The 17,820-nt window shown below is 70.2% G+C and carries 15 protein-coding genes and 2 pseudogenes; 11 read left to right on the top strand and 6 right to left on the bottom strand.

Annotation, left to right across the window (positions count from 1 at the left end):
- The first annotated feature begins 143 nt into the window (after nt 1–143).
- The 6 genes and pseudogenes from AC1DWC_RS25795 to rraA all read left to right on the top strand — a co-directional run bounded on the left by AC1DWC_RS25795 (nt 144) and on the right by rraA (nt 6,467).
- Nucleotides 144–1,673 carry an adenylate/guanylate cyclase domain-containing protein gene (locus AC1DWC_RS25795; protein WP_477912637.1) on the top strand — a complete coding sequence of 510 codons (1,530 nt, stop codon included), beginning with the start codon at nt 144–146 and terminating at the stop codon, nt 1,671–1,673.
- Nucleotides 1,673–3,184: an adenylate/guanylate cyclase domain-containing protein gene (locus tag AC1DWC_RS25800; protein ID WP_477912639.1), complete on the top strand. Its 1,512-nt coding sequence runs from the start codon at nt 1,673–1,675 to the stop codon at nt 3,182–3,184. Before AC1DWC_RS25795 ends, AC1DWC_RS25800 begins: the two co-directional genes overlap by 1 nt.
- The gene (locus AC1DWC_RS25805; RefSeq protein ID WP_477912641.1) at nt 3,184–4,668 is read left to right on the top strand and encodes an adenylate/guanylate cyclase domain-containing protein; all 1,485 of its coding nucleotides are present in this window, start codon (nt 3,184–3,186) and stop codon (nt 4,666–4,668) included. The genes AC1DWC_RS25800 and AC1DWC_RS25805 overlap by 1 nt, the downstream gene beginning before the upstream one ends.
- Nucleotides 4,669–4,703: 35 nt before the next feature.
- Entirely contained in the window at nt 4,704–5,495 is a 792-nt protein-coding gene (locus AC1DWC_RS25810; RefSeq protein WP_477912643.1) for a MerR family transcriptional regulator, read from the top strand.
- A 70-nt stretch (nt 5,496–5,565) separates the two neighbouring features.
- Nucleotides 5,566–5,940 (top strand): annotated as a pseudogene (locus AC1DWC_RS25815) (DUF5313 family protein); the annotation flags it as partial.
- Nucleotides 5,941–5,987: 47 nt separating this feature from the next.
- Nucleotides 5,988–6,467, top strand: coding sequence for a ribonuclease E activity regulator RraA (gene rraA, locus AC1DWC_RS25820; protein WP_477912645.1), 480 nt, complete (start codon nt 5,988–5,990; stop codon nt 6,465–6,467).
- An 83-nt stretch (nt 6,468–6,550) separates the two neighbouring features.
- On the opposite strand, the gene AC1DWC_RS25825 is transcribed toward rraA, so the two are convergent.
- Nucleotides 6,551–6,772 carry an RNA-binding S4 domain-containing protein gene (locus AC1DWC_RS25825; RefSeq protein WP_477838031.1) on the bottom strand — a complete coding sequence of 74 codons (222 nt, stop codon included), beginning with the start codon at nt 6,770–6,772 and terminating at the stop codon, nt 6,551–6,553.
- 58 nt (nt 6,773–6,830) lie between these two features.
- Nucleotides 6,831–7,250 (bottom strand): annotated as a pseudogene (locus tag AC1DWC_RS25830) (L,D-transpeptidase); the annotation flags it as partial.
- Nucleotides 7,251–7,481: 231 nt separating this feature from the next.
- Between AC1DWC_RS25830 and lysX the strand changes: the two are divergent.
- The 4 genes from lysX to AC1DWC_RS25850 all read left to right on the top strand — a co-directional run bounded on the left by lysX (nt 7,482) and on the right by AC1DWC_RS25850 (nt 13,591).
- Nucleotides 7,482–10,859, top strand: a complete 3,378-nt coding sequence (gene lysX, locus AC1DWC_RS25835; protein WP_477912647.1) for a bifunctional lysylphosphatidylglycerol synthetase/lysine--tRNA ligase LysX — start codon at nt 7,482–7,484, stop codon at nt 10,857–10,859.
- Nucleotides 10,856–11,605 (top strand): DUF998 domain-containing protein, encoded by a 750-nt coding sequence (locus AC1DWC_RS25840; RefSeq protein ID WP_477912649.1) that lies wholly within the window; start codon nt 10,856–10,858, stop codon nt 11,603–11,605. Before lysX ends, AC1DWC_RS25840 begins: the two co-directional genes overlap by 4 nt.
- Before the next feature lie 45 nt (nt 11,606–11,650).
- Nucleotides 11,651–12,268, top strand: coding sequence for a histidine phosphatase family protein (locus AC1DWC_RS25845; RefSeq protein ID WP_477912651.1), 618 nt, complete (start codon nt 11,651–11,653; stop codon nt 12,266–12,268).
- A gap of 237 nt (nt 12,269–12,505) precedes the next feature.
- Nucleotides 12,506–13,591, top strand: a complete 1,086-nt coding sequence (locus tag AC1DWC_RS25850; RefSeq protein ID WP_477912653.1) for an alpha/beta hydrolase — start codon at nt 12,506–12,508, stop codon at nt 13,589–13,591.
- Here the strand turns inward: AC1DWC_RS25850 and AC1DWC_RS25855 are convergent.
- The 3 genes from AC1DWC_RS25855 to AC1DWC_RS25865 form a co-directional block, all read right to left on the bottom strand.
- The gene (locus tag AC1DWC_RS25855) at nt 13,551–14,876 is read right to left on the bottom strand and encodes a PucR family transcriptional regulator (protein WP_477912655.1); all 1,326 of its coding nucleotides are present in this window, start codon (nt 14,874–14,876) and stop codon (nt 13,551–13,553) included. The genes AC1DWC_RS25850 and AC1DWC_RS25855 overlap by 41 nt on opposite strands.
- Nucleotides 14,877–15,009: 133 nt before the next feature.
- Complete coding sequence (locus AC1DWC_RS25860) at nt 15,010–15,303, bottom strand: putative quinol monooxygenase (RefSeq protein WP_477912657.1); 294 nt, start codon at nt 15,301–15,303, stop codon at nt 15,010–15,012.
- 125 nt (nt 15,304–15,428) lie between these two features.
- Complete coding sequence (locus AC1DWC_RS25865) at nt 15,429–16,346, bottom strand: cutinase family protein (protein WP_477912659.1); 918 nt, start codon at nt 16,344–16,346, stop codon at nt 15,429–15,431.
- Nucleotides 16,347–16,554: 208 nt separating this feature from the next.
- Between AC1DWC_RS25865 and AC1DWC_RS25870 the strand changes: the two genes are divergently transcribed.
- Nucleotides 16,555–16,737: a hypothetical protein gene (locus AC1DWC_RS25870; protein WP_477912661.1), complete on the top strand. Its 183-nt coding sequence runs from the start codon at nt 16,555–16,557 to the stop codon at nt 16,735–16,737.
- A 103-nt stretch (nt 16,738–16,840) separates the two neighbouring features.
- Here AC1DWC_RS25870 and AC1DWC_RS25875 read toward each other — a convergent pair.
- The coding region (locus tag AC1DWC_RS25875; protein WP_477912663.1) for an Ig-like domain-containing protein at nt 16,841–17,820 on the bottom strand (980 nt) is incomplete at its 5' end.

Here is a 17,820-nt window from a genome sequence, read left to right on the forward strand (position 1 = left end):
GCCTGGTTCCTCACTTCACAAGAACAACAGAGAGCACAAGAGATTGTTCGCGAAGCTAACACGTACCCCGTCGCCGCCGAGTCAAAACTGTTGCCGTCGAATCACTTACCCGCGCTCACGAGTGGCGGTACTACGCTTGGGAAATGGACCCGCCGGGTACCCGGTACGTCCAGCGTGACGGTCATGCGCTGGCGTACCAGGTGGTGGGCGAGTCGCAGCAGGCCCGGGACGCGACGCGACGCGACGTGATCTGGTACTTCGAGGTGGCGCAGCACCTGGACCTGATGTGGACGGACCCGCACATCAACTACCTGCTCGAGCGCGGCACCACCTTCGCGCGCACCACGTTCCTGCAGCGCCGGGGCGTGGGACTGTCCGACCCCATCGACCACGTGCCCACACTCGAAGAGCAGGCCGACGACGTCGCCGCGGTGATGGACGAGGTCGGGATCCGGCACGCCACCATGGTGGGCGTCACCAGCACCTGCGGCGCCCTGTGCATGCTGGCGGCCCGGTCACCCGACCGGGTCCGCAGCCTCGTGCTGATCCAACCGTTCGCGGAAAGCCTGCTCGGCACCGACTGGATGCCGGTCGGCTGGGACGAGGCGTCCCGGGCCCGCTACATCGCCGGCTGGCGCGGCGCGGGCAACGAATGGGGCACCGGGGCCTCCCTGGCCAGGTGGGACCCGGCGGTGGACACGCCGCACAACCGGCGTCTGATGGCGCTGTCGGAGCGCTGCTCGGCCACCCCGGCGACCGCCCGGGCCCACTTCGAGTGGCTCTTCCGCCTCGACTACTCGCGGGCGCTGCCGTCGGTCCAGTGCCCGGCGCGAGTGCTGCTGGCCCCGGCCAGCCTCGTGCCGCGCGGCGCCGCCCGGCACGTCGCGGACCTGATCCCGCACGGCCGGTTCCACCTGCTGCCACCCGCTCCGCCGGGTTCGTCCATCGGCGAGGCCTGGACGCCGATCCTCGAGCACGTGGAGGAGGCGGCGACCGGCATGCACCGCCCCGCCGACGCGGACCGCTTCCTCGCGTCGCTGCTGTTCACCGACGTGGTGCACTCCACCGAGACGCTGGCCCTGATCGGTGACGTGGCGTACCGCGACCTGCGCGCGGCCTACGAACGGCAGGTCCGGGTCGAGGTCGATCGGGCCGGCGGGCGCCTCGTGAACGTCTCGGGCGACGGCACTTTCAGCGTCTTCGACGGTCCCGCCGCCGCACTCCGGTGCGCCGAACGGATCTGCCGGTCGGCGACCGCGTTGGGCATCGCGGTGCGCGCCGGTGTGCACACCGGCGAGGTGGAGCACACCGGCCTGGAGCTGACCGGGTTGACCGTCCATGTCGGCGCCCGGATCGGGGCCGCCGCCCGCCCGGGTGAGGTACTCGCGTCCCGCGCCGTCCGCGACCTGGTCGTGGGGTCCGGGCTGTCCTTCGTCGACCGCGGCCTCCACGAGCTCAGGGGCGTACCCGGGCGGTGGTCGCTGTACGCACTCGACGGCGAACCCGAGACTCTCCCGCTCGCACGAAAGAGGCCCACCCCCAACATGATCGACCGCACGGTGCTGGGCATGGCGCGGCGCACCCCGCGACTGCTGCGCACCGTCGCCACCGTGGCCAACGCGGCGCAGCGGCGGACCCCCCGCCGTGGCGGAACGGCAACCGGCCTGGACTGATGGATCCCCCGGAGATCCAGTACGTCGACCGCGAGGGCAGTGCGCTCGCGTACCAGGTGGTGGGCGACGGAGACCTGGACGTGGTCTGGTTCTTCGAGTTCAACCTGCACCTGGACCTGATGTGGACCGACCCGCACGTCCACTACCTGATGGAACGCGGGTCCACCTTCGCGCGGACCACCTACTTCCAGCGGCGCGGGCTCGGGCTCTCCGACCCGCTCGACCGGGTGCCGACCCTCGACGAGCAGGTCGGCGACCTCCTCGCGGTCATGGACGAGGTCGGGATACAGCGGGCCACGCTGGTCGGCGTCGCCAGCACCTGCGCCGCCGTCAGCGTGCTCGCCGCCCGGGCACCCGAACGCGTCACCGGCCTGGTCCTCGTCCAACCGTTGGGCGAGAGCCTCCTCGACACGGACAGCCCGCCCTTCGGCTGGGACCCGGAAGAGGTGGAACGATTCGTCACGGGGTGGCGCGCGGCCGCCGAGACGTGGGGGTCCGGAAACAGCACGGGGATCTGGGACCCGGCGGTGGACTCGCCCTACAACCGCAGGCTGATGGCACTGCTCGAGCGCTGTTCCGCACCCCCGTCCACCGCGCGCACGCATCTAGAGTGGACCTTCCGACTCGACTTCACCCAGGTGCTGCCGTCCATCCAGTGTCCGGCGCGCGTGTTGCTGGTCCCCGACAGCCCCGTCCCCCGACGCTCCGCCCGGCACGTCGCGGACCTGATCCCGCACGGCCGGTTCCACCTGCTGCCACTCGCCCCGCCGGGCGCCTCGCTGGGCGAGGCGTGGACACCGGTCCTCGACCATGTCGAGGAGATCGCCACCGGAGCACACCGCCCGACGGACGCGGACCGGTTCCTCGCCGCGGTGCTGTTCACCGACATTGTCGGATCCACCGAAGTCCTTGCCCGCATGGGTGATTCGAAGTACACCGCACTGCTCGCCGCGCACGAACGTGAGGTCCGTGACGAGGTGGAGCAGGGCGGCGGACGGGTGGTCAAAGTGACCGGCGACGGCTCCTTCAGCACCTTCGACGGCCCCGTGGCCGCGGTCCGGTGCGCCCATCGAATCTGCGGCGGCGCCGGATCGCTGGGTATCGAGGTCCGGGCCGGCGTGCACGTCGGCCCGGTCGAACGGGCAGGCCCGGAGATCACCGGGATGACCGTGCACGCCGGCGCCCGGATCGGTGCCGCCGCCGGTCCCGGCGAGGTACTGGTCTCGCGCGCCGTCCGCGACCTCGTCGCGGGATCCGGGCTCTCCTTCGTCGACCGCGACCTCCACGAACTCAGGGGCGTACCCGGCCGGTGGTCGCTGTACACACTCGACGACACGATCCTCCCCACCCCGCTGCTGGAACGAAACCATCCGATTCCCAACATGTTCGACCGTTCGGTACTGCGTCTGGCCCGGCGCGCCCCGCGGCTGCTGCGCACCGTCGCCACCGTCGCCAACGCAGCGCAGCGGCGAACCTCCCGCCGCCGCGGGACGGCGACTAGCCTGGACTGATGGATTCCCCGGAGGTCCAGTACGTCGACTGCGAGGGCAGTGCGCTCGCGTACCAGGTGGTGGGCGGCGGGGACCTCGACGTGGTGTGGTTCTTCGAGTTGAACATGCACCTCGACCTGCTGTGGACCGACCCGCAGATCCACTACCTGATGGAACGCGGGTCCACCTTCGGCCGGACCGTGCACTTCCAGCGTCGTGGCCTCGGCCTGTCCGACCCCGTCGACCACGTGCCCACCCTCGACGAGCAGGTCAGCGACGTCCTCGCGGTCATGGACGAGGTCGGGATACAGCGGGCCACGCTGGTAGGCGTCGCCAGCACCTGCGCCGCGCTCTGCCTGCTCGCCGCACGCGAGCCCGAGCGGGTCACCGGGCTCGTGCTGATCCAGCCGTTCGCCGAGAGCCTCGTCGACGCAGACCACCCACCCTTCGGCTGGGCGCCGGGCGAGGTGGTGCGGTACGTCGAGGGGTGGCGCGCAGCCGCCGAGACATGGGGTTCGGGAAACAGCACGGCACTGTGGGACCCGGCGGTGGACTCGCCCTACAACCGGCGGCTGATGGCGCTGCTCGAGCGCTGCTCCGCGCCCCCGGCCACCGCGCGCGCCAACCTCGAGTGGATCTTCCGACTCGACTACACGCAGGTGCTGCCGTCGATCCAGTGTCCGGCCCGGGTATTGCTGGTCCCCGACAGCCCGGTCCCGCGGGCCGCCGCCCACCATGTCGCGGACCTGATCCCACACGGCCGGTTCCACCTGCTCCCACCAGCCCCGCCCGGCGCCTCGCTGGGCGAGGCGTGGACACCGGTCCTCGACCACGTCGAGGAGGTCGCCACCGGCGCGCACCGCCCCGCCGACGCGGACCGGTTCCTCGCCGCGGTGCTGTTCACCGACATCGTCGGATCAACCGAAGTCCTTGCCCACATCGGCGATTCGAAATACGCCTCCCTGCGTGCCACCCACGAACGCGAAGTCCGGGACACCGTCGAGCGGGCCGGCGGACGAGTGGTCAACGTGACCGGCGACGGCACCTTCAGCACTTTCGACGGCCCGGTGGCCGCGGTCCGGTGCGCCCGGCAGATCTGCCTCGACGCGCACGCGCTGGGCATCGAGGTCCGGGCCGGGGTCCACACCGGCCCGGTCGAGCGCGCCGGCCCGGAGATCACCGGGATGACCGTGCACACCGGCGCCCGGATCAGGGCCGACGCCGGGCCCGGCGAGGTGCTGGTCTCGCGCGCCGTCCGCGACCTCGTCGTGGGTTCGGGGTTGTCGTTCACCGACCGTGGGGAACGGCAACTGAAGGGCATACCCGGGAGCTGGCCTCTCTACGCGCTCGCCGGCACCGATCACCCGAAGCGGACCGTTCCCCGAAACCCGCCGAGCCTCGGCATGATCGACCGCGCCGTGCTCCGTACCGCCAAGCGCGCCCCCGGACTTCTCCGCGCCGCGCTCAGCGTCGGCAACGCCCGGCAGCGGCGGAATGCACATTGACGGCGCCACTTGACCCTCACGCGACGGGAGGCTGCATGGTCTCCGGTGTGAGCGAGAACAGGGAGTCCAGGCTGACGGTCGGCGAGGTTGCCCGGCTGGTCGGCGTGAGCGTGCGAACACTGCACCACTACGACGAGATCGGGTTGGTCGCGCCGTCCGGTCGGACCCCGTCCGGCTACCGCAGCTACTCGGGGGCGGACGTCGAGCGACTGCACCGGGTGCTGACCTACCGGGAGCTCGGATTCCCCCTCGAGGAGATTTCGGCCCTCCTCGACGATCCGTCCGTCGATGCGATGGCGCACCTACGGCGACAGCGAAAGTTGTTGGAACAAAGGATTGATCGCCTGCACCAGATGGCCGCAGCCGTAGAGAAGATGATGGAGGCACAGACGATGGGAATTCAGTTGACCCCCGCGGAGCAGCGGGAGATCTTCGGCGACGACTGGCCGGGCGAGGAGTACGCCGCCGAGGCCGAGCAGCGTTGGGGTGAGACCGATGCCTGGAAGCAGTCGCAGGCCCGATCTGCGAAGTTCAGCAAGGCCGACTGGCAGCAGATCAAGACGGAGGTCGACGCGCTCGAGGCCGACCTCGCCGCCGCACTGACCGAAGGCGTTCCCGCCGGCGCCGACCGGGCCGCGGCCCTGGCCGAGCGGCACCTCGCGGGCATTCGACGACACTACGACTGCGGCTACGACATGCAGGTGTGCATCGCCCAGACCTACGTGTCGGACGAACGGTTCCGCAAGCACTACGACGACATCGCACCCGGCCTCGCGCAGTACGTGCACGACGTGATCGTGGCGAACGCCGCCCGCAACGATCAGTAGCGATCAGCCGTGCCGGCCACGTCCGCCGACCCGGGACCGGTACCTCCGCGTCCGGGTCCCCGACCAGCGCAAACCCAACCTCGGCCAGTACCTCCGGTACCTGTTCGGCGGCGTCCTGCCCGAGTCCATGCAGGACTGGGTGCGCAACGACCTCGTCGGGCCCGGGGCGATGACGCGGTACGTGCTGCGCTTCACGATCCCGCTGATCCCGCTGTTCGCGGCGTTCTACCTGCTCATCCCCGGTGAGCGGTGGATCCCGCTCGCCATGATGGCGCTGCTGCTGTTCCCGGTGCTGTACTTCGCGGTCGCGCTGATGAACATCTACCGGCGCCACCGCCTGCTCAGCCACGGCCTCGACCCCGAACTGCTCGACGCGAAGGCGCAGCGCCGCGCCAACGACACCCGCGACGACTACGAACGCCGACATGGCCGTGGCGACAACTGAGCCCTGAGAACTAGGGTGTACGGGCACACCGACGAAGGGGACAACACATGAGCGAGCCCGTGGCGACCGCTGACCTGGCCGACGAGATCGGCCCCGAGATCCGCAGCTGCGACACCCAGTTCATCCAGTTCGGCGGCCACGCAACGTTTTCCGGGCGCATCACCACCATCAAGTGCTTCCAGGACAACCTGCTGGTCAAGCAGACCCTGGGCGAGCCGGGCAACGGCGGCGTCCTGGTGGTCGACGGTGACGCGAGCATTCACACCGCACTGGTCGGCGACATCATCGGCGGACGCGGCGTGAGCAACGACTGGGCGGGCGTCATCGTGAACGGCGCGGTCCGTGACTCGGCGATCCTGCGCACCCTCGAGATCGGCATCAAGGCGCTGGGCACCAACCCGCGCAAGAGCACCCAGACCGGTTCCGGCGAGAAGAACGTCCCGGTCAGCTTCGGCGGCGTCACCTTCAACCCGGGCGAGATGGTCTACAGCGACCACGACGGCGTCGTCGTCCGCGCGGAGGACTGAACCCCTGCCGAATGGGCGGTTGACGGGGCATCGGCCGAGAGCCGACCCCGGTAACCGCCCGTTCGGCGTTTGACGCGAAGGCTTCAGAAGTGGGCGACCCGCGCGCTGGTCTCGCCGATCGACACCACGTCGCCCTGCTTGAGCTGCCGGCCGCGGCGGACCTCGACCTCGCCGTTGACCGAGACCATCCCGTCGGCGATGACCTCCTTGGCCTCCGCTCCGGACTCGATGAGGCTGGCCAGTTTGAGGAACTGACCGAGCCGGATGGACTCGTCGCGGATGGGGACGTCGAAGGTTTCGGACATGCCCCCATCCTCCCGCGGATGCCGGCCCGCCGCCCGGGCGACCCCCGCCGGCGACGCGTCAGCCCACGATGGTGACGGGGTCACCCACCTCGACGTTCTCGAAGAACCACGCGGCGTTCTCGGTGCTCAGGTTGATGCAGCCGTGGCTGACGTTCTCGTGACCCTGTGAGTCGACGGACCAGGGTGCGCCGTGGACGAAGATGCCCCCCGAGGTGAGGCGGACCGCGTACTCGACGTCGAGCCGGTAGCCCTCCGGCGCGTCCACGGGCACCCCGTAGGTCGACGAGTCCATCACCATGTTGCGGAACTTCTCCATGACGTGGAAGGTGCCGAGCGGCGTCTCGTGTCCGGGTTTGCCCATCGACGCGGGCATTGTCCTGACCACCTGGCCGCCGATGCTGACCGTGAACTGGTGCGTCGAGACGTTCGCGACGGCCGACACCCCGCCGCCGGTCTGGGTTCTCGACCCGGCGGACGCCACCCCCGTCGCCCCGACGACCTCGAACAGCACCAGCGCTGCGACGGCGAGAAGCACCCGTGCACCCTGTCGCTTCTTCCACATCGCCGTACCGCCCTTCGAGATGACGCGGCTAACCCCTCCAGTCAAGCACTCCGACGGTCACCGGAACAGAGCCGGAGTGGGGTGCACAACAGGTCGACACGCCCCTTCCTTCCCCGCCTCACAGCCGGAGGCATCACACTGGATGTCATGACGCCGAGCACCGCGATCGAATCGTCTGTCGACGACAGTGTGCCGCCTGCCCGGCCACTCGAACGGGCCCGGAACGGGAGGCTGTCCGCGGTCCCGCACATCGCCGGTGTGGTGTTCGGGGTCTACGCGACGCTGGTGTTCGCGTGGAGCCTGTCGCCGGTGCTCCGGTACCTGCTGCACACGCCGCGCGAGTACATCGACAGCTACTACTTCGACGCGCCCGACACCAGCTTCTCCTGGGCCCTGGTGCTGGGGCTGCTCGCGGCGGCGCTGGCCAGTCGCAAGCGGATCGCCTGGTGGCTGCTCACCGTCTACCTGGTCCTGTTCGCGCTGGCGAACCTGGCCGTGCTGATCGGCGAGGGCAACGTGCACGCCGGGGTGGCGCTGGTGGTGCACGTCTTCGTGGTCGGCCTGCTCGTCGCCGCGCGGCCACAGTTCTACACCCGGGTGCGACGCGGCGCGGTGTGGAAGGCCCTCGGCGTGCTGGTCGGCGGGCTCGCCGTCGGCACCCTGCTCGGCTGGGCCCTGGTCGAGCTCTTCCCCGGGACCCTGCCGCCGAACCAGCGGCTGCTGTGGGCGCTCAACCGTGTCGCCGGCATCGTCGTGGTCGACAACGAGCAGTTCGACGGTCGCACACACGGATTCGTCAACACCCTGCTCGGCCTGTTCGGTGCACTCGCCCTGCTCGCCGCGGTCATCACGCTGTTCCGGTCGCAGCGTTCGACGAACGCACTCACCGGCGAGGACGAGTCGGCGCTGCGCGGGCTGCTCGCCCACTCCGGCGGCGACGACTCGCTCGGGTACTTCGCCACCCGGCGCGACAAGGCGGTGGTGTTCGCGCCCAGCGGCAAGGCGGCGGTCACCTACCGGGTGGAACTCGGGGTGTGCCTGGCAAGCGGCGACCCCATCGGGGACGAGGAGGCCTGGCCGCACGCCGTGGACGCCTGGCTGGACCTGGCCTCCACCTACGGCTGGACGCCGGCGGTGATGGGCGCCAGCGAGGACGGGGCCACCGCCTACAACCGGGCCGGGCTCATCGTCTTGCAACTCGGCGACGAGGCCATCCTGCAGACCCGCGACTTCGACCTGCACGGCCGCGAGATGCGTCAGGTCCGGCAGGCCGTCAGCCGAATCCGCAAGCACGGCATCACCGCCCGCATCCGCCGGCACCGCGACATCCCGCCGGAGGAGATGGCGGAGGTGATCGCCCGCGCCGACGCCTGGCGCGACACCGAGACCGAGCGCGGGTTCTCGATGGCCCTCGGCCGGCTCGGCGATCCCACCGACGGCGACTGCCTGCTGGTGGAGGCCGTCGCCCCGGCCGACCCCGCGGTCGACGGCGACGGCGACGGCGAGACCGTGGTGGGCATGCTGTCGCTGGTGCCGTGGGGAGCCACCGGGGTGTCTCTCGACCTGATGCGCCGAAACCCCAAGGCCCCCAACGGCGTCATGGAGTTCATGGTCACGGAGCTGGCGACCGGCGGCGACAAGTTCGGGATCACCCGGATCTCGCTGAACTTCGCGGTGTTCCGGTCGGTGTTCGAGGAGGGCGCCCGGATCGGCGCCGGACCGGTGCTGCGGGTGTGGCGCTCGGTGCTGCTGTTCTTCTCCAAGTGGTGGCAGCTCGAGGCGCTGTACCGCTCCAACGTGAAGTACCAGCCGGAGTGGGCGCCGCGATACCTGTGCTTCGCCGACAACCGGGTGCTGCCGAAGGTCGGCATGGCCTCCGCGGTGGCGGAGGGCTTCGTCACCCTCCCCCGGTTCGGCCGGCGAGACATCAGCAAGCACACCGGGACTCACCAGTCCGTGCCCGCGGCGCTGACGGCGACCGGGCTGTTGCACGCCGACGGCAGCGCACCCGACGAACCCACCGCGACGGGCGCCGACGGCGGCCACACCGCCGCCGAGAACGGTCACCGGCGCCCGGAGCAGGTCCGGGTGCGGATGGACAAGCTGGACCGGCTGACCGCGGCGGGTGTCGACGCCTACCCGGTCGCGTACCCACCCACCCACACCGTCGCGGGGGCGCTCGGCGCGCCCGAGGGCACCAAGGTCCGGGTGGCCGGGCGGGTCATCCGTATCCGCTCGTACGGCGGCGTCACGTTCGCGGTGGTGCGGGACTGGTCCGGCGACATCCAGGTGCTCTTCGACCGCACCACCGTGGGCGACCGACTCGACGCGTTCACCCGCGAGTTCGACCTCGGCGACCTGATCGAGGTGAGCGGGACCGTCGGCCGCAGCCGCAAGGGCGAGCTGTCGCTGCTGGCCGCGGACTGGCGGATGAACGGCAAGTGCCTGCACCCATTGCCCGACAAGTGGAAGGGGCTGTCCGACCCGGAGTCCCGGGTGCGGCAGCGCTACGTCGACATCGCCGTCAACCCGGAGGCGCGCGACCTCCTCGTCGCCCGCAGCGCGGTGGTGAAGTCCCTGCGCGACTCGCTCTCGCAGCGGCAGTACCTGGAGGTGGAGACGCCGATCCTGCAGCAGGTGCACGGCGGGGCCAACGCGGCGCCGTTCCACACCCACATCAACGCCTACCACCTGGACCTGTACCTGCGGATCGCCCCGGAGCTGTACCTCAAGCGGCTCTGCGTGGCCGGCATGGAACGGGTCTTCGAGATCGGCCGGGTGTTCCGCAACGAGGGCGTCGACTTCAAGCACAACCCGGAGTTCACGATCCTCGAGGCGTACGAGGCTCACAGCGACTACGAGAAGATGATGGTGCTGTGCCGCGAGCTGATCCAGGCCGCCGCGGTCGCCGCGCACGGCCGGGAGGTCATCCTGCGCCCCGGACCCGACGGCACCCCCGTCAAGGTCGACATCTCCGGCGAGTGGCCCGTCAAGACCATGCACGACGCGGTCACCGAGAAGCTCGGCGTCGCGGTCACCCCGTCCACCCCGGTCCGCGAACTGCTCCGGCTGTGCGAGGAACACCAGATCCCGCACCAGCCGAGCACCGACGCCGGCGCCGTCGCGCAGGAGATGTACGAACACCTGGTGGAGGACCACACGGAGTTCCCGACCTTCTACACCAACTTCCCCACCTCGATGTCGCCGCTGACCCGGCCGCACCCGACGATCCCCGGCGTCGCCGCGAAGTGGGACCTGGTGGCCTGGGGCATCGAACTCGGCACCGCCTACAGCGAGCTCACCGACCCGGTGGACCAGCGCCGACGGCTCACCGAGCAGTCGATGCTCGCGGCGGGCGGCGACGAGGAGGCCATGGAACTGGACGAGGACTTCCTGCAGGCACTCGAGCACGCGATGCCCCCGACCGGCGGCCTCGGCATGGGTGTGGACCGCGTCGTCATGCTGATCACCGGTGGGAGCATCCGTGAGACCCTGGCGTTCCCGTTGGCGAAGCCGCGCCAATGATCGACCGCGTCACCGCGTCGACCGTCGGGGCGACCGCCCGCGACCGGCGACGCCGGGAGCGGACCCTGCTGGTGGCGTTACTGGCGCTCGGCCCGGTGCTGTACTCGACGTGGCTGCTCGGCTGGTTCCTGAGCTCACACCTCGACCAGTCCCGCGCCTACGCCAGCGAACTGGCCGCACTGGACCAGCCGTGGGGCCTGTTCTACCGCACCGGCGACCTGCTGACCGGCGTCGTGCTCACCGCCGCGGCGCTGCTCGCGCTGTGGCTGCGTCCGCGCCGACCGCTGACGACGGTCGGCTGGGTCGGCCTCGGGGTGTTCGCCGTCGCGACGATCCTGGACTCCCGGATGCCGCTGGACTGTGCGGCCCACGCCAGCGCCGCCTGCGCGGCCCGGGAACAGGCCGGCCTGCTCGACGAGTCCCGTTTCCTGCACGCCTCGACCAGCACGATCGCCGCGACCGCCGCCGCGGTCTCGGTGTTCGCGTTCATCCTCGCGGCGTTCCGCTACGGCTGGCCGCGCTGGACCCGTTGGGGTGGGCTGGCGGTGGTGGTGACGTACCTGGTCGGTAACGCGTGGACCCTCTTCGCCATCGACATGGACGGCCGCGGGGACGAGGTGTGGCTGCTCGGCTACGCCCAACGCCTGCAACTGGTCGCCGTCACCGGGTGGCTCGTCTACCTGGCGCTGATCGCGGCGTGGGAGCGACGGGAGGCGGCGGGCAGGAGCGCAGCGACCGGGAGATGAGGGTTCCACGTGAAACCTCCGACGACGCACGGCTAGGGTGACCTGGTGCAACTGCTCCTGGTCCGCCATGCCCTGCCCGAACGTGTCCTCTCCGTCGCCGACGACGGCGTCGCGGATCCGGGGCTGACGCCCGAGGGGACCGAGCAGGCCAAGCGACTGCCCCTGGCGCTCGCCCCGTACGGGGTGTCGGCTCTGGTCAGCAGCCCCCAGCGACGTGCATTGGCCACCGCGGCCCCGGTTGCCGAGGCACTCGGCCTGCCCGTCGGCACCGACCCGGGACTCGCCGAGTACGACCACGGCCACTCCCACTACATCCCCATCCATGAGGCCAAGGACATCGCGCCGGACACCTACGCGCGGATCCTCGCGGGGCATCTACCGGACTTCGTCGACGAGCAGGCCTTCCGGGCCCGCGTCCTGGCCGGATTCGGCCGGGTCGTCGACGCCGCCCACCACGAGGACACCGTGGCGGTGTTCGCGCACGGCGGCGTGATCAACGTGTACCTGCAGCACCTGCTCGGGCTCGAGCGGCCGCTGACCTTCCCGCTCGACTACACGTCGGTGACGCGGGTGTTGATCTCGCGCAACGGCAGCACGCGCACGGCGTCGGTCAACGAGACCGGGCACGTGCGGGACCTGCTGACCTCGCGACGACCCTCGTAGTCCGGCAGGAAACGACGAAAAGTACCGAAGTTGGACGCTCGGTACACACGTACTGGACGCTCGGTACAGATGCGGGGCGAATTCTCGTGCGGTCAGCCCGGTGGCAGGCCTGGGGATCCGACCTACGCTCCTTGGGAATGCCAGTGACCGCCATCACATAACGACCGCGCAAATCGACAGCTGCACCATGCGCACCGATGACGATCGCGTTCCCTGCGAAGTCCAAGGATGTCCCACGTGACCAGCAATGAAGTTGTGGAATTTGTCAATGTCGGCGACCGCGAGTTCGGGGCGGCGGCAGTGCCGTTCACGGGTGGCGCCGCGACGCCCTTCCCGGGCCACCTCCCGACGACGGTCGACCGCCACGACATCCGCAGCACCAGCATGCAGTCGCACCTGTTGGCCCACACATTGCGGATGACGGTCCGCCCGGTCATCTCGATGTGGGCGAAGGCGTCGGCCCTGCCCTGGCCGATGAAGTTCCTCGACGACGTGAGCGCCCGGGTCCACCCACCGATCGAGGGGACCCGCAGCCACACCATCCTGCTCGACCACTGCAACGCGCAGTGGCTCCGAGCGGACGGCGCCGACGACGACCGCGTCGTCCTCTACCTGCACGGCGGCGGATTCATGTTCTGCGGGGTCGGCACCCATCAGCGTCTGGTCTCACGGATCTCGGCCGCCGCGCAGGCGCCCGTGCTGATGGTCGACTACCGCATGCTCCCCGACCACAGCATCAGCGACGCCGTCGACGACGGGGTCGACGGCTACCGCTGGCTGCTGGCCAAGGGTTACCGGCCCGACCAGATCGTGATCGCCGGGGACTCGGCGGGCGGCTACCTGTCCTTCATGGTCCCGCTCGCGATCCGCGCACAGGGCCTGCCCGGTCCGGCCGGCATCGTGGCGCTCTCACCGCTGACCGAGATGGACCCCGTCCGCAAGACCGGACACCGCAATGCCGGTCGCGACGCCATGCTCCCGAGCAATGCGCTCGACGAACTCGCCCGGATCTCCGGCCTGCGCGACTCCCGGTCGGCGTCGACCCGCGACCGATTGCGCCTGTGCCCGGTCGACAGCGACCTGCGGGGCCTGCCGCCGGTGCTGATCCAGGTCGGGTCGCACGAACTGCTGCTGCCGGATTCCGAACTGATGGCCGATCGTCTCGCCGAGGCGGGCGTGCCCTGCGAACTCCAGGTGTGGCGCCACCAGGTGCACGTGTTCCAGGCGGCCGCCGACCTGGTGCCGGAAGCGCAGCGGGCGATCGAGGAGGTCGCCTACTTCATCAGGACGGCGACGCCGGAACCGGCGAGTGCCGCCCGCTAGCCATCCGCGCCGGGGCGGGCCCGTCCGGACCCGCCCCGAGCACCGCCGCGCCGAGCCAATGGCACAGAGCCAACGCGACTTCGAGGTCGAGGCGGCCGTCGCGGAGCTTGTGTCCGAGCTGGTCCTCCGCCTTGCGGAGCCGGTACACCACCGAGTTCTTGTGCATGTTCAGCTGGTCCGCGGTCGCGGTGTAGCTCGAACCGTTGGCCAGGAACACGCGGATCGTCTCGCGCAGGCGCTCGCTCGCGACATCCTCCACGGCCAGCGGGCCGAGCACGTCGCGCACCCAACTCCGCGCGGCCGGCATGTCCGCACACATCAGGGCGATCGGCCCGACGTCCGTACTGGAGACGACGAGCGGGCCGGGGCGCGCCGAGTTCTGGGCCACCACCTGCGCGGACATCGCCTGCTGGTGGGTACGCCGGAAACCGGTCACACCGTCCGCCGGCGCCCCGACCGCGACCTTGACCAGGCGCTCCCAGCCCGCCACGACCGATCCGATCACCGAGATGTCGGCCGACGGCCCGACGGGCAACCACGCCCACACCTCGTTGTCGGCGCGGGGCAGGACCAGCGGCGGGCCGGCGCATCCGAGCCGCTCCGCGAGCGCGCCCACCGAACGCTCGAGAAACTTCATCTGGTCGTCGCGGGACTGCGTCTCGGCGGTCCACACCGCGATGGCCAGATGCCGCTGCGACAGCCGGTACCCGAGGGTGAGTTCGGCGGTGTGCGGGTCGACCTCCCGGCCCGCGAGGAGCTGCCCGATACAGCTCTCACGGGCGGCGTTACTGCTGCGCTGCCACAGTTGACGCTCGGACTCGAAGGCGCTCGCCAACTGGTGAGCCACCCGATCCGCGTAGCCGGCGGAGTCGGTCATGATCAGCACCGCGGCCTGGGCGATCACCGCCGCGTCATCGGTGAGCAGCTCCATCTGCTCGAGGCACCACCGCATCACGGTGTCGGAGGACAGCCGGTTGGCCCGCTCCAACGCGGAGGGAGCGACACCGCGCTGGGCGAGCCGCCGCGCATGCTCGAGCGCGGCCGCCGGTGCATCGGTGCGCCCAGCCTCCAACCTGCCCTGCAGGATCTCGCGGATCGACGCCATCGACTCCATGGTGGCGGCGGCCTGCATCGACGCGATCAGCGGATCCCGCGCCTCCTCCATCTCGGAGGTCAGCCGGTCGATCACCCGCGCCTCGAGTTCCCCGCTCTGCGCCTCCATCACCGAGGCCAGCGCAACCACCAGATCGCGGGCGGCCGAGGCCGAGTCACCTGACAGTCGCATGGCGCACCTCTCGCTCCCGGTCATGTGGCCCGGATCGGCCACAAACGCGTGCCCCGCTCGGCGCCCACCCAGTGAACAACGGGCCGAGCGGGCTCACGCTAGTAGATCAGCACCCCGGACGGTGCCCTTTCGGCTAGGCGACCGGGGTCAAGGTGTGGATCTGCGGGGCACCGGCGAGGTGCGCACCGAACGAACCGGCCGCGGCAGTGAAGTGTGGCGACGTCACGTGCGCCTGCAGCGCCTGCTGATCAGCCCAGATCTCGACGGTGACGAAGGTGCCGGGCGCACCGGCGGACTCGAAGAGGTCGTAGGAGATGCAGCCGGACTCCTCGCGACTGGCCGCGGCCAGCGAAGACAGCGCCGACCGCACCTCGTCCTCGGAACCGGCCTTCGCGACGATCGTGGCAACTACGTGGAGATCAGACATCTGGTGTTCCCTTCTTGACGGCCGCCGCGCGGCAGCGCGAGCAACCGTATCCAGCACCGGGCTGGGTGTCTCGACTATCGACACCGCTGTCGGCTGCGGAATTCCGACCGCAGCCGAGCCGCGGGTCAGGCGGCCTTGTCCCGCAGCCAGGTCGCGAGCCAGGTGGCCGGCGTGTTGCCCTCACGGTCGACGGCATAGCCCTGGTAGGTCTGGTGCGCGCCCGACCCGTAGAACTGAGCGAGTTGCGCGACCCGCTTCTCGTTGGCGTCATCGGTCAACTGGCCCTGCAGCGCAGGGATGCCGCCGGCCATGTTCAGGTCGTTCCAGATTTCGCGGGCCTCGGCGCCTGACCGCGGGGTGTCCGAGGACCCCGCGTCGGAGTTCTGAGCGGCGAAGCCCGCCAGCCGGGTCACGTAGTCGTCGTCCTCCGTGGAGCAGTACAGGTCGCCTTCGGCGCAGAAGGTCACCGTCCGGTCACTGATCCAACCGAAGCCGCCGATCCGGGCGCCACCGGCGCCGTCGCCGGGCACTCGGGGGCCGATCAGGGCGTCGCTCGCGGAGCGTCGCGGGTCGGACAGCAGGCCGACCGCCGCGACCTTCTCCGGGCGGACGGTGCTCGTGCCGGTGCCGATCTCGGAGGCCAGATCACCCGCGGCGTCCGCACCTTGGCTGTAACCGATGATCCCGAACTTGGTGTCCCCACAACGCTGCTGCATCGCCTCGAGCATGCCGCGCGCGTTGTCGTGGGCCTGCTTCTTCGACGCGCCGTACACATCCCCCTCCCAGGGGAAGGCCGTGGCCGCATAGGTGACGTAGTCGGTGCGGATGTCCGTCCCGCGGAGTCGGTCGGTGACCCCGGCCAACATGCCCGGTGTCGGGGCCCGGTCCGCCGCGGTCGAGGTCTCCCACGTTCCGGGAATGGCAACGACGTACATGGTGGGGCACTCGCCCGCGGGTGCGGCTTGCGCCACCGCACCGGATGCCAACATTCCGGCGGCGGCCGCGGAGGCAGCGGCGACGGCAACGATCTTTTTCAGGCGCATTGGAGCTGACCCCTCACTCTTATCCGAATTCAGGCTGCGGCGTGTGCCATTCTGCCGTCGGACGTACCCAAATGATGCACAAACGGTAAGGGGAAGTTACCTCAGAGATATGACATTCGCCTGGCGGACCGAACTGTCACCCGGCCGGGGCGGCCGGAAGGGGCGGCCGGACGCCGGGCACCGGGGCCGACCGGGCAGAATCCATCCCATGCTGGACATGTCAGTGATCCTCACAATTGGTTCCGTCTGCATCGGGTTCGTCCTGATGGTCACCGCTGCCAGCGGGGCCCGAGGCGGCTGGAACCGCGCCGGCGTCATCGCGCTGTTCGTCGCCGCCGTGTGCTTCCTGACGGTAGTTCCCCTCACCGTCGCACTGACCGCCGGCGTCTAGCCCCCACTCGCCTCCGTACACGCATGGAGTGCGCCGCCGACTGTGTGTCGACGGCGCACTCCATCTTCGGTGCCGGTACTACTTCACCGGCCTCACCCGCGGATCAGGATCCGAAGATGCTGGTGAGGCTGCCCAGTCCGTCCAGGCTGCCGGTGCTGCCCGTCCCGTCACCGGGATCGGTGACGCCCGGAACGGTCACCGACTGCGGCGCTGCGGTCGAATTGGTGAAGCCCTCCGCACCGACGAACTCCGCCGTGACAGCGAAGGTGCCCGCATCGGCGAAGGTGTGCGACGCGGTCGCAACGCCGTCGACCACAGCGACCGGGGAACCGACCGCGACACCGGCGACCTTGAACTGCACGGTCCCGTTGGCGGTGGCCGGGTTGACGGTCGCCTTGAGCTCGACCGTGTCGCCCTTTGCGACGCTGCCGATCGTGGCGAGCGTGGTGGAGGTCTCCACGTCATTCGCCGCCGGGGCGGTCACGTCGACGACCGAGGCCGTGGACGTCGAGTTGTTGAAGCCCGCACCGCCGCTGAAGACCGCGGTGATGCTGTGCTGGGCAACCGTGTCGAACGTGTGGGCCAGGGTCGCCACGCCACCCGAAACCGCAACCGCAGCACCGATGTCGACGCCACCGTCCTTGAACTGCACCGAACCCGTGGCCGTGGCCGGGGTGACGGTCGCGGACAGATCGACCGACGTGCCGGTCTTGGCGTCGGCCGGAGCCGACAGGACGGTAGTGGTGTCCGCGGCCGGAGCGGTCACCGCGACGACCGAAGCCGTCGAGGTGGACCCGCTGAAGCCGGCACCCGCGATGAACTCAGCAGTGATCGACCGCGACCCGACCGTGTCGAACGTGTGCGACAGAGTCGCGGTGCCACCGGAAACCGCAACCGGCGCACCGATGTTCACGCCACCGTCCTTGAACTGCAGCGTGCCCACCGCATCCGCCGGACCGACAGTCGCGGTCAGATCAACCGCAGTACCGGTCACAGCAGTGGCAGGAACCGCCAGGTCCGTCGTCGTGGTCACCAACGGGGCCGACACCTCGACCGCATGCGCCGCCGACGTCGAACCCACAA

The sequence above is a fragment of the Rhodococcus sp. P4_C10 genome (genome assembly GCF_056402135.1).

Excerpts from the sequence above, each read along its gene's own strand:
- AC1DWC_RS25800 (WP_477912639.1), top strand. The coding sequence starts at position 1,673 with ATGGATCCCCCGGAGATCCAGTACGTCGACCGCGAGGGCAGTGCGCTC.
- AC1DWC_RS25860 (WP_477912657.1), bottom strand. The coding sequence starts at position 15,303 with ATGTCTGATCTCCACGTAGTTGCCACGATCGTCGCGAAGGCCGGTTCC.
- AC1DWC_RS25855 (WP_477912655.1), bottom strand. The coding sequence starts at position 14,876 with ATGCGACTGTCAGGTGACTCGGCCTCGGCCGCCCGCGATCTGGTGGTT.
- AC1DWC_RS25810 (WP_477912643.1), top strand. The coding sequence starts at position 4,704 with ATGGTCTCCGGTGTGAGCGAGAACAGGGAGTCCAGGCTGACGGTCGGC.
- AC1DWC_RS25870 (WP_477912661.1), top strand. The coding sequence starts at position 16,555 with ATGCTGGACATGTCAGTGATCCTCACAATTGGTTCCGTCTGCATCGGG.
- AC1DWC_RS25865 (WP_477912659.1), bottom strand. The coding sequence starts at position 16,346 with ATGCGCCTGAAAAAGATCGTTGCCGTCGCCGCTGCCTCCGCGGCCGCC.
- AC1DWC_RS25795 (WP_477912637.1), top strand. The coding sequence starts at position 144 with ATGGACCCGCCGGGTACCCGGTACGTCCAGCGTGACGGTCATGCGCTG.
- AC1DWC_RS25805 (WP_477912641.1), top strand. The coding sequence starts at position 3,184 with ATGGATTCCCCGGAGGTCCAGTACGTCGACTGCGAGGGCAGTGCGCTC.
- AC1DWC_RS25840 (WP_477912649.1), top strand. The coding sequence starts at position 10,856 with ATGATCGACCGCGTCACCGCGTCGACCGTCGGGGCGACCGCCCGCGAC.
- lysX (WP_477912647.1), top strand. The coding sequence starts at position 7,482 with ATGACGCCGAGCACCGCGATCGAATCGTCTGTCGACGACAGTGTGCCG.
- rraA (WP_477912645.1), top strand. The coding sequence starts at position 5,988 with ATGAGCGAGCCCGTGGCGACCGCTGACCTGGCCGACGAGATCGGCCCC.
- AC1DWC_RS25825 (WP_477838031.1), bottom strand. The coding sequence starts at position 6,772 with ATGTCCGAAACCTTCGACGTCCCCATCCGCGACGAGTCCATCCGGCTC.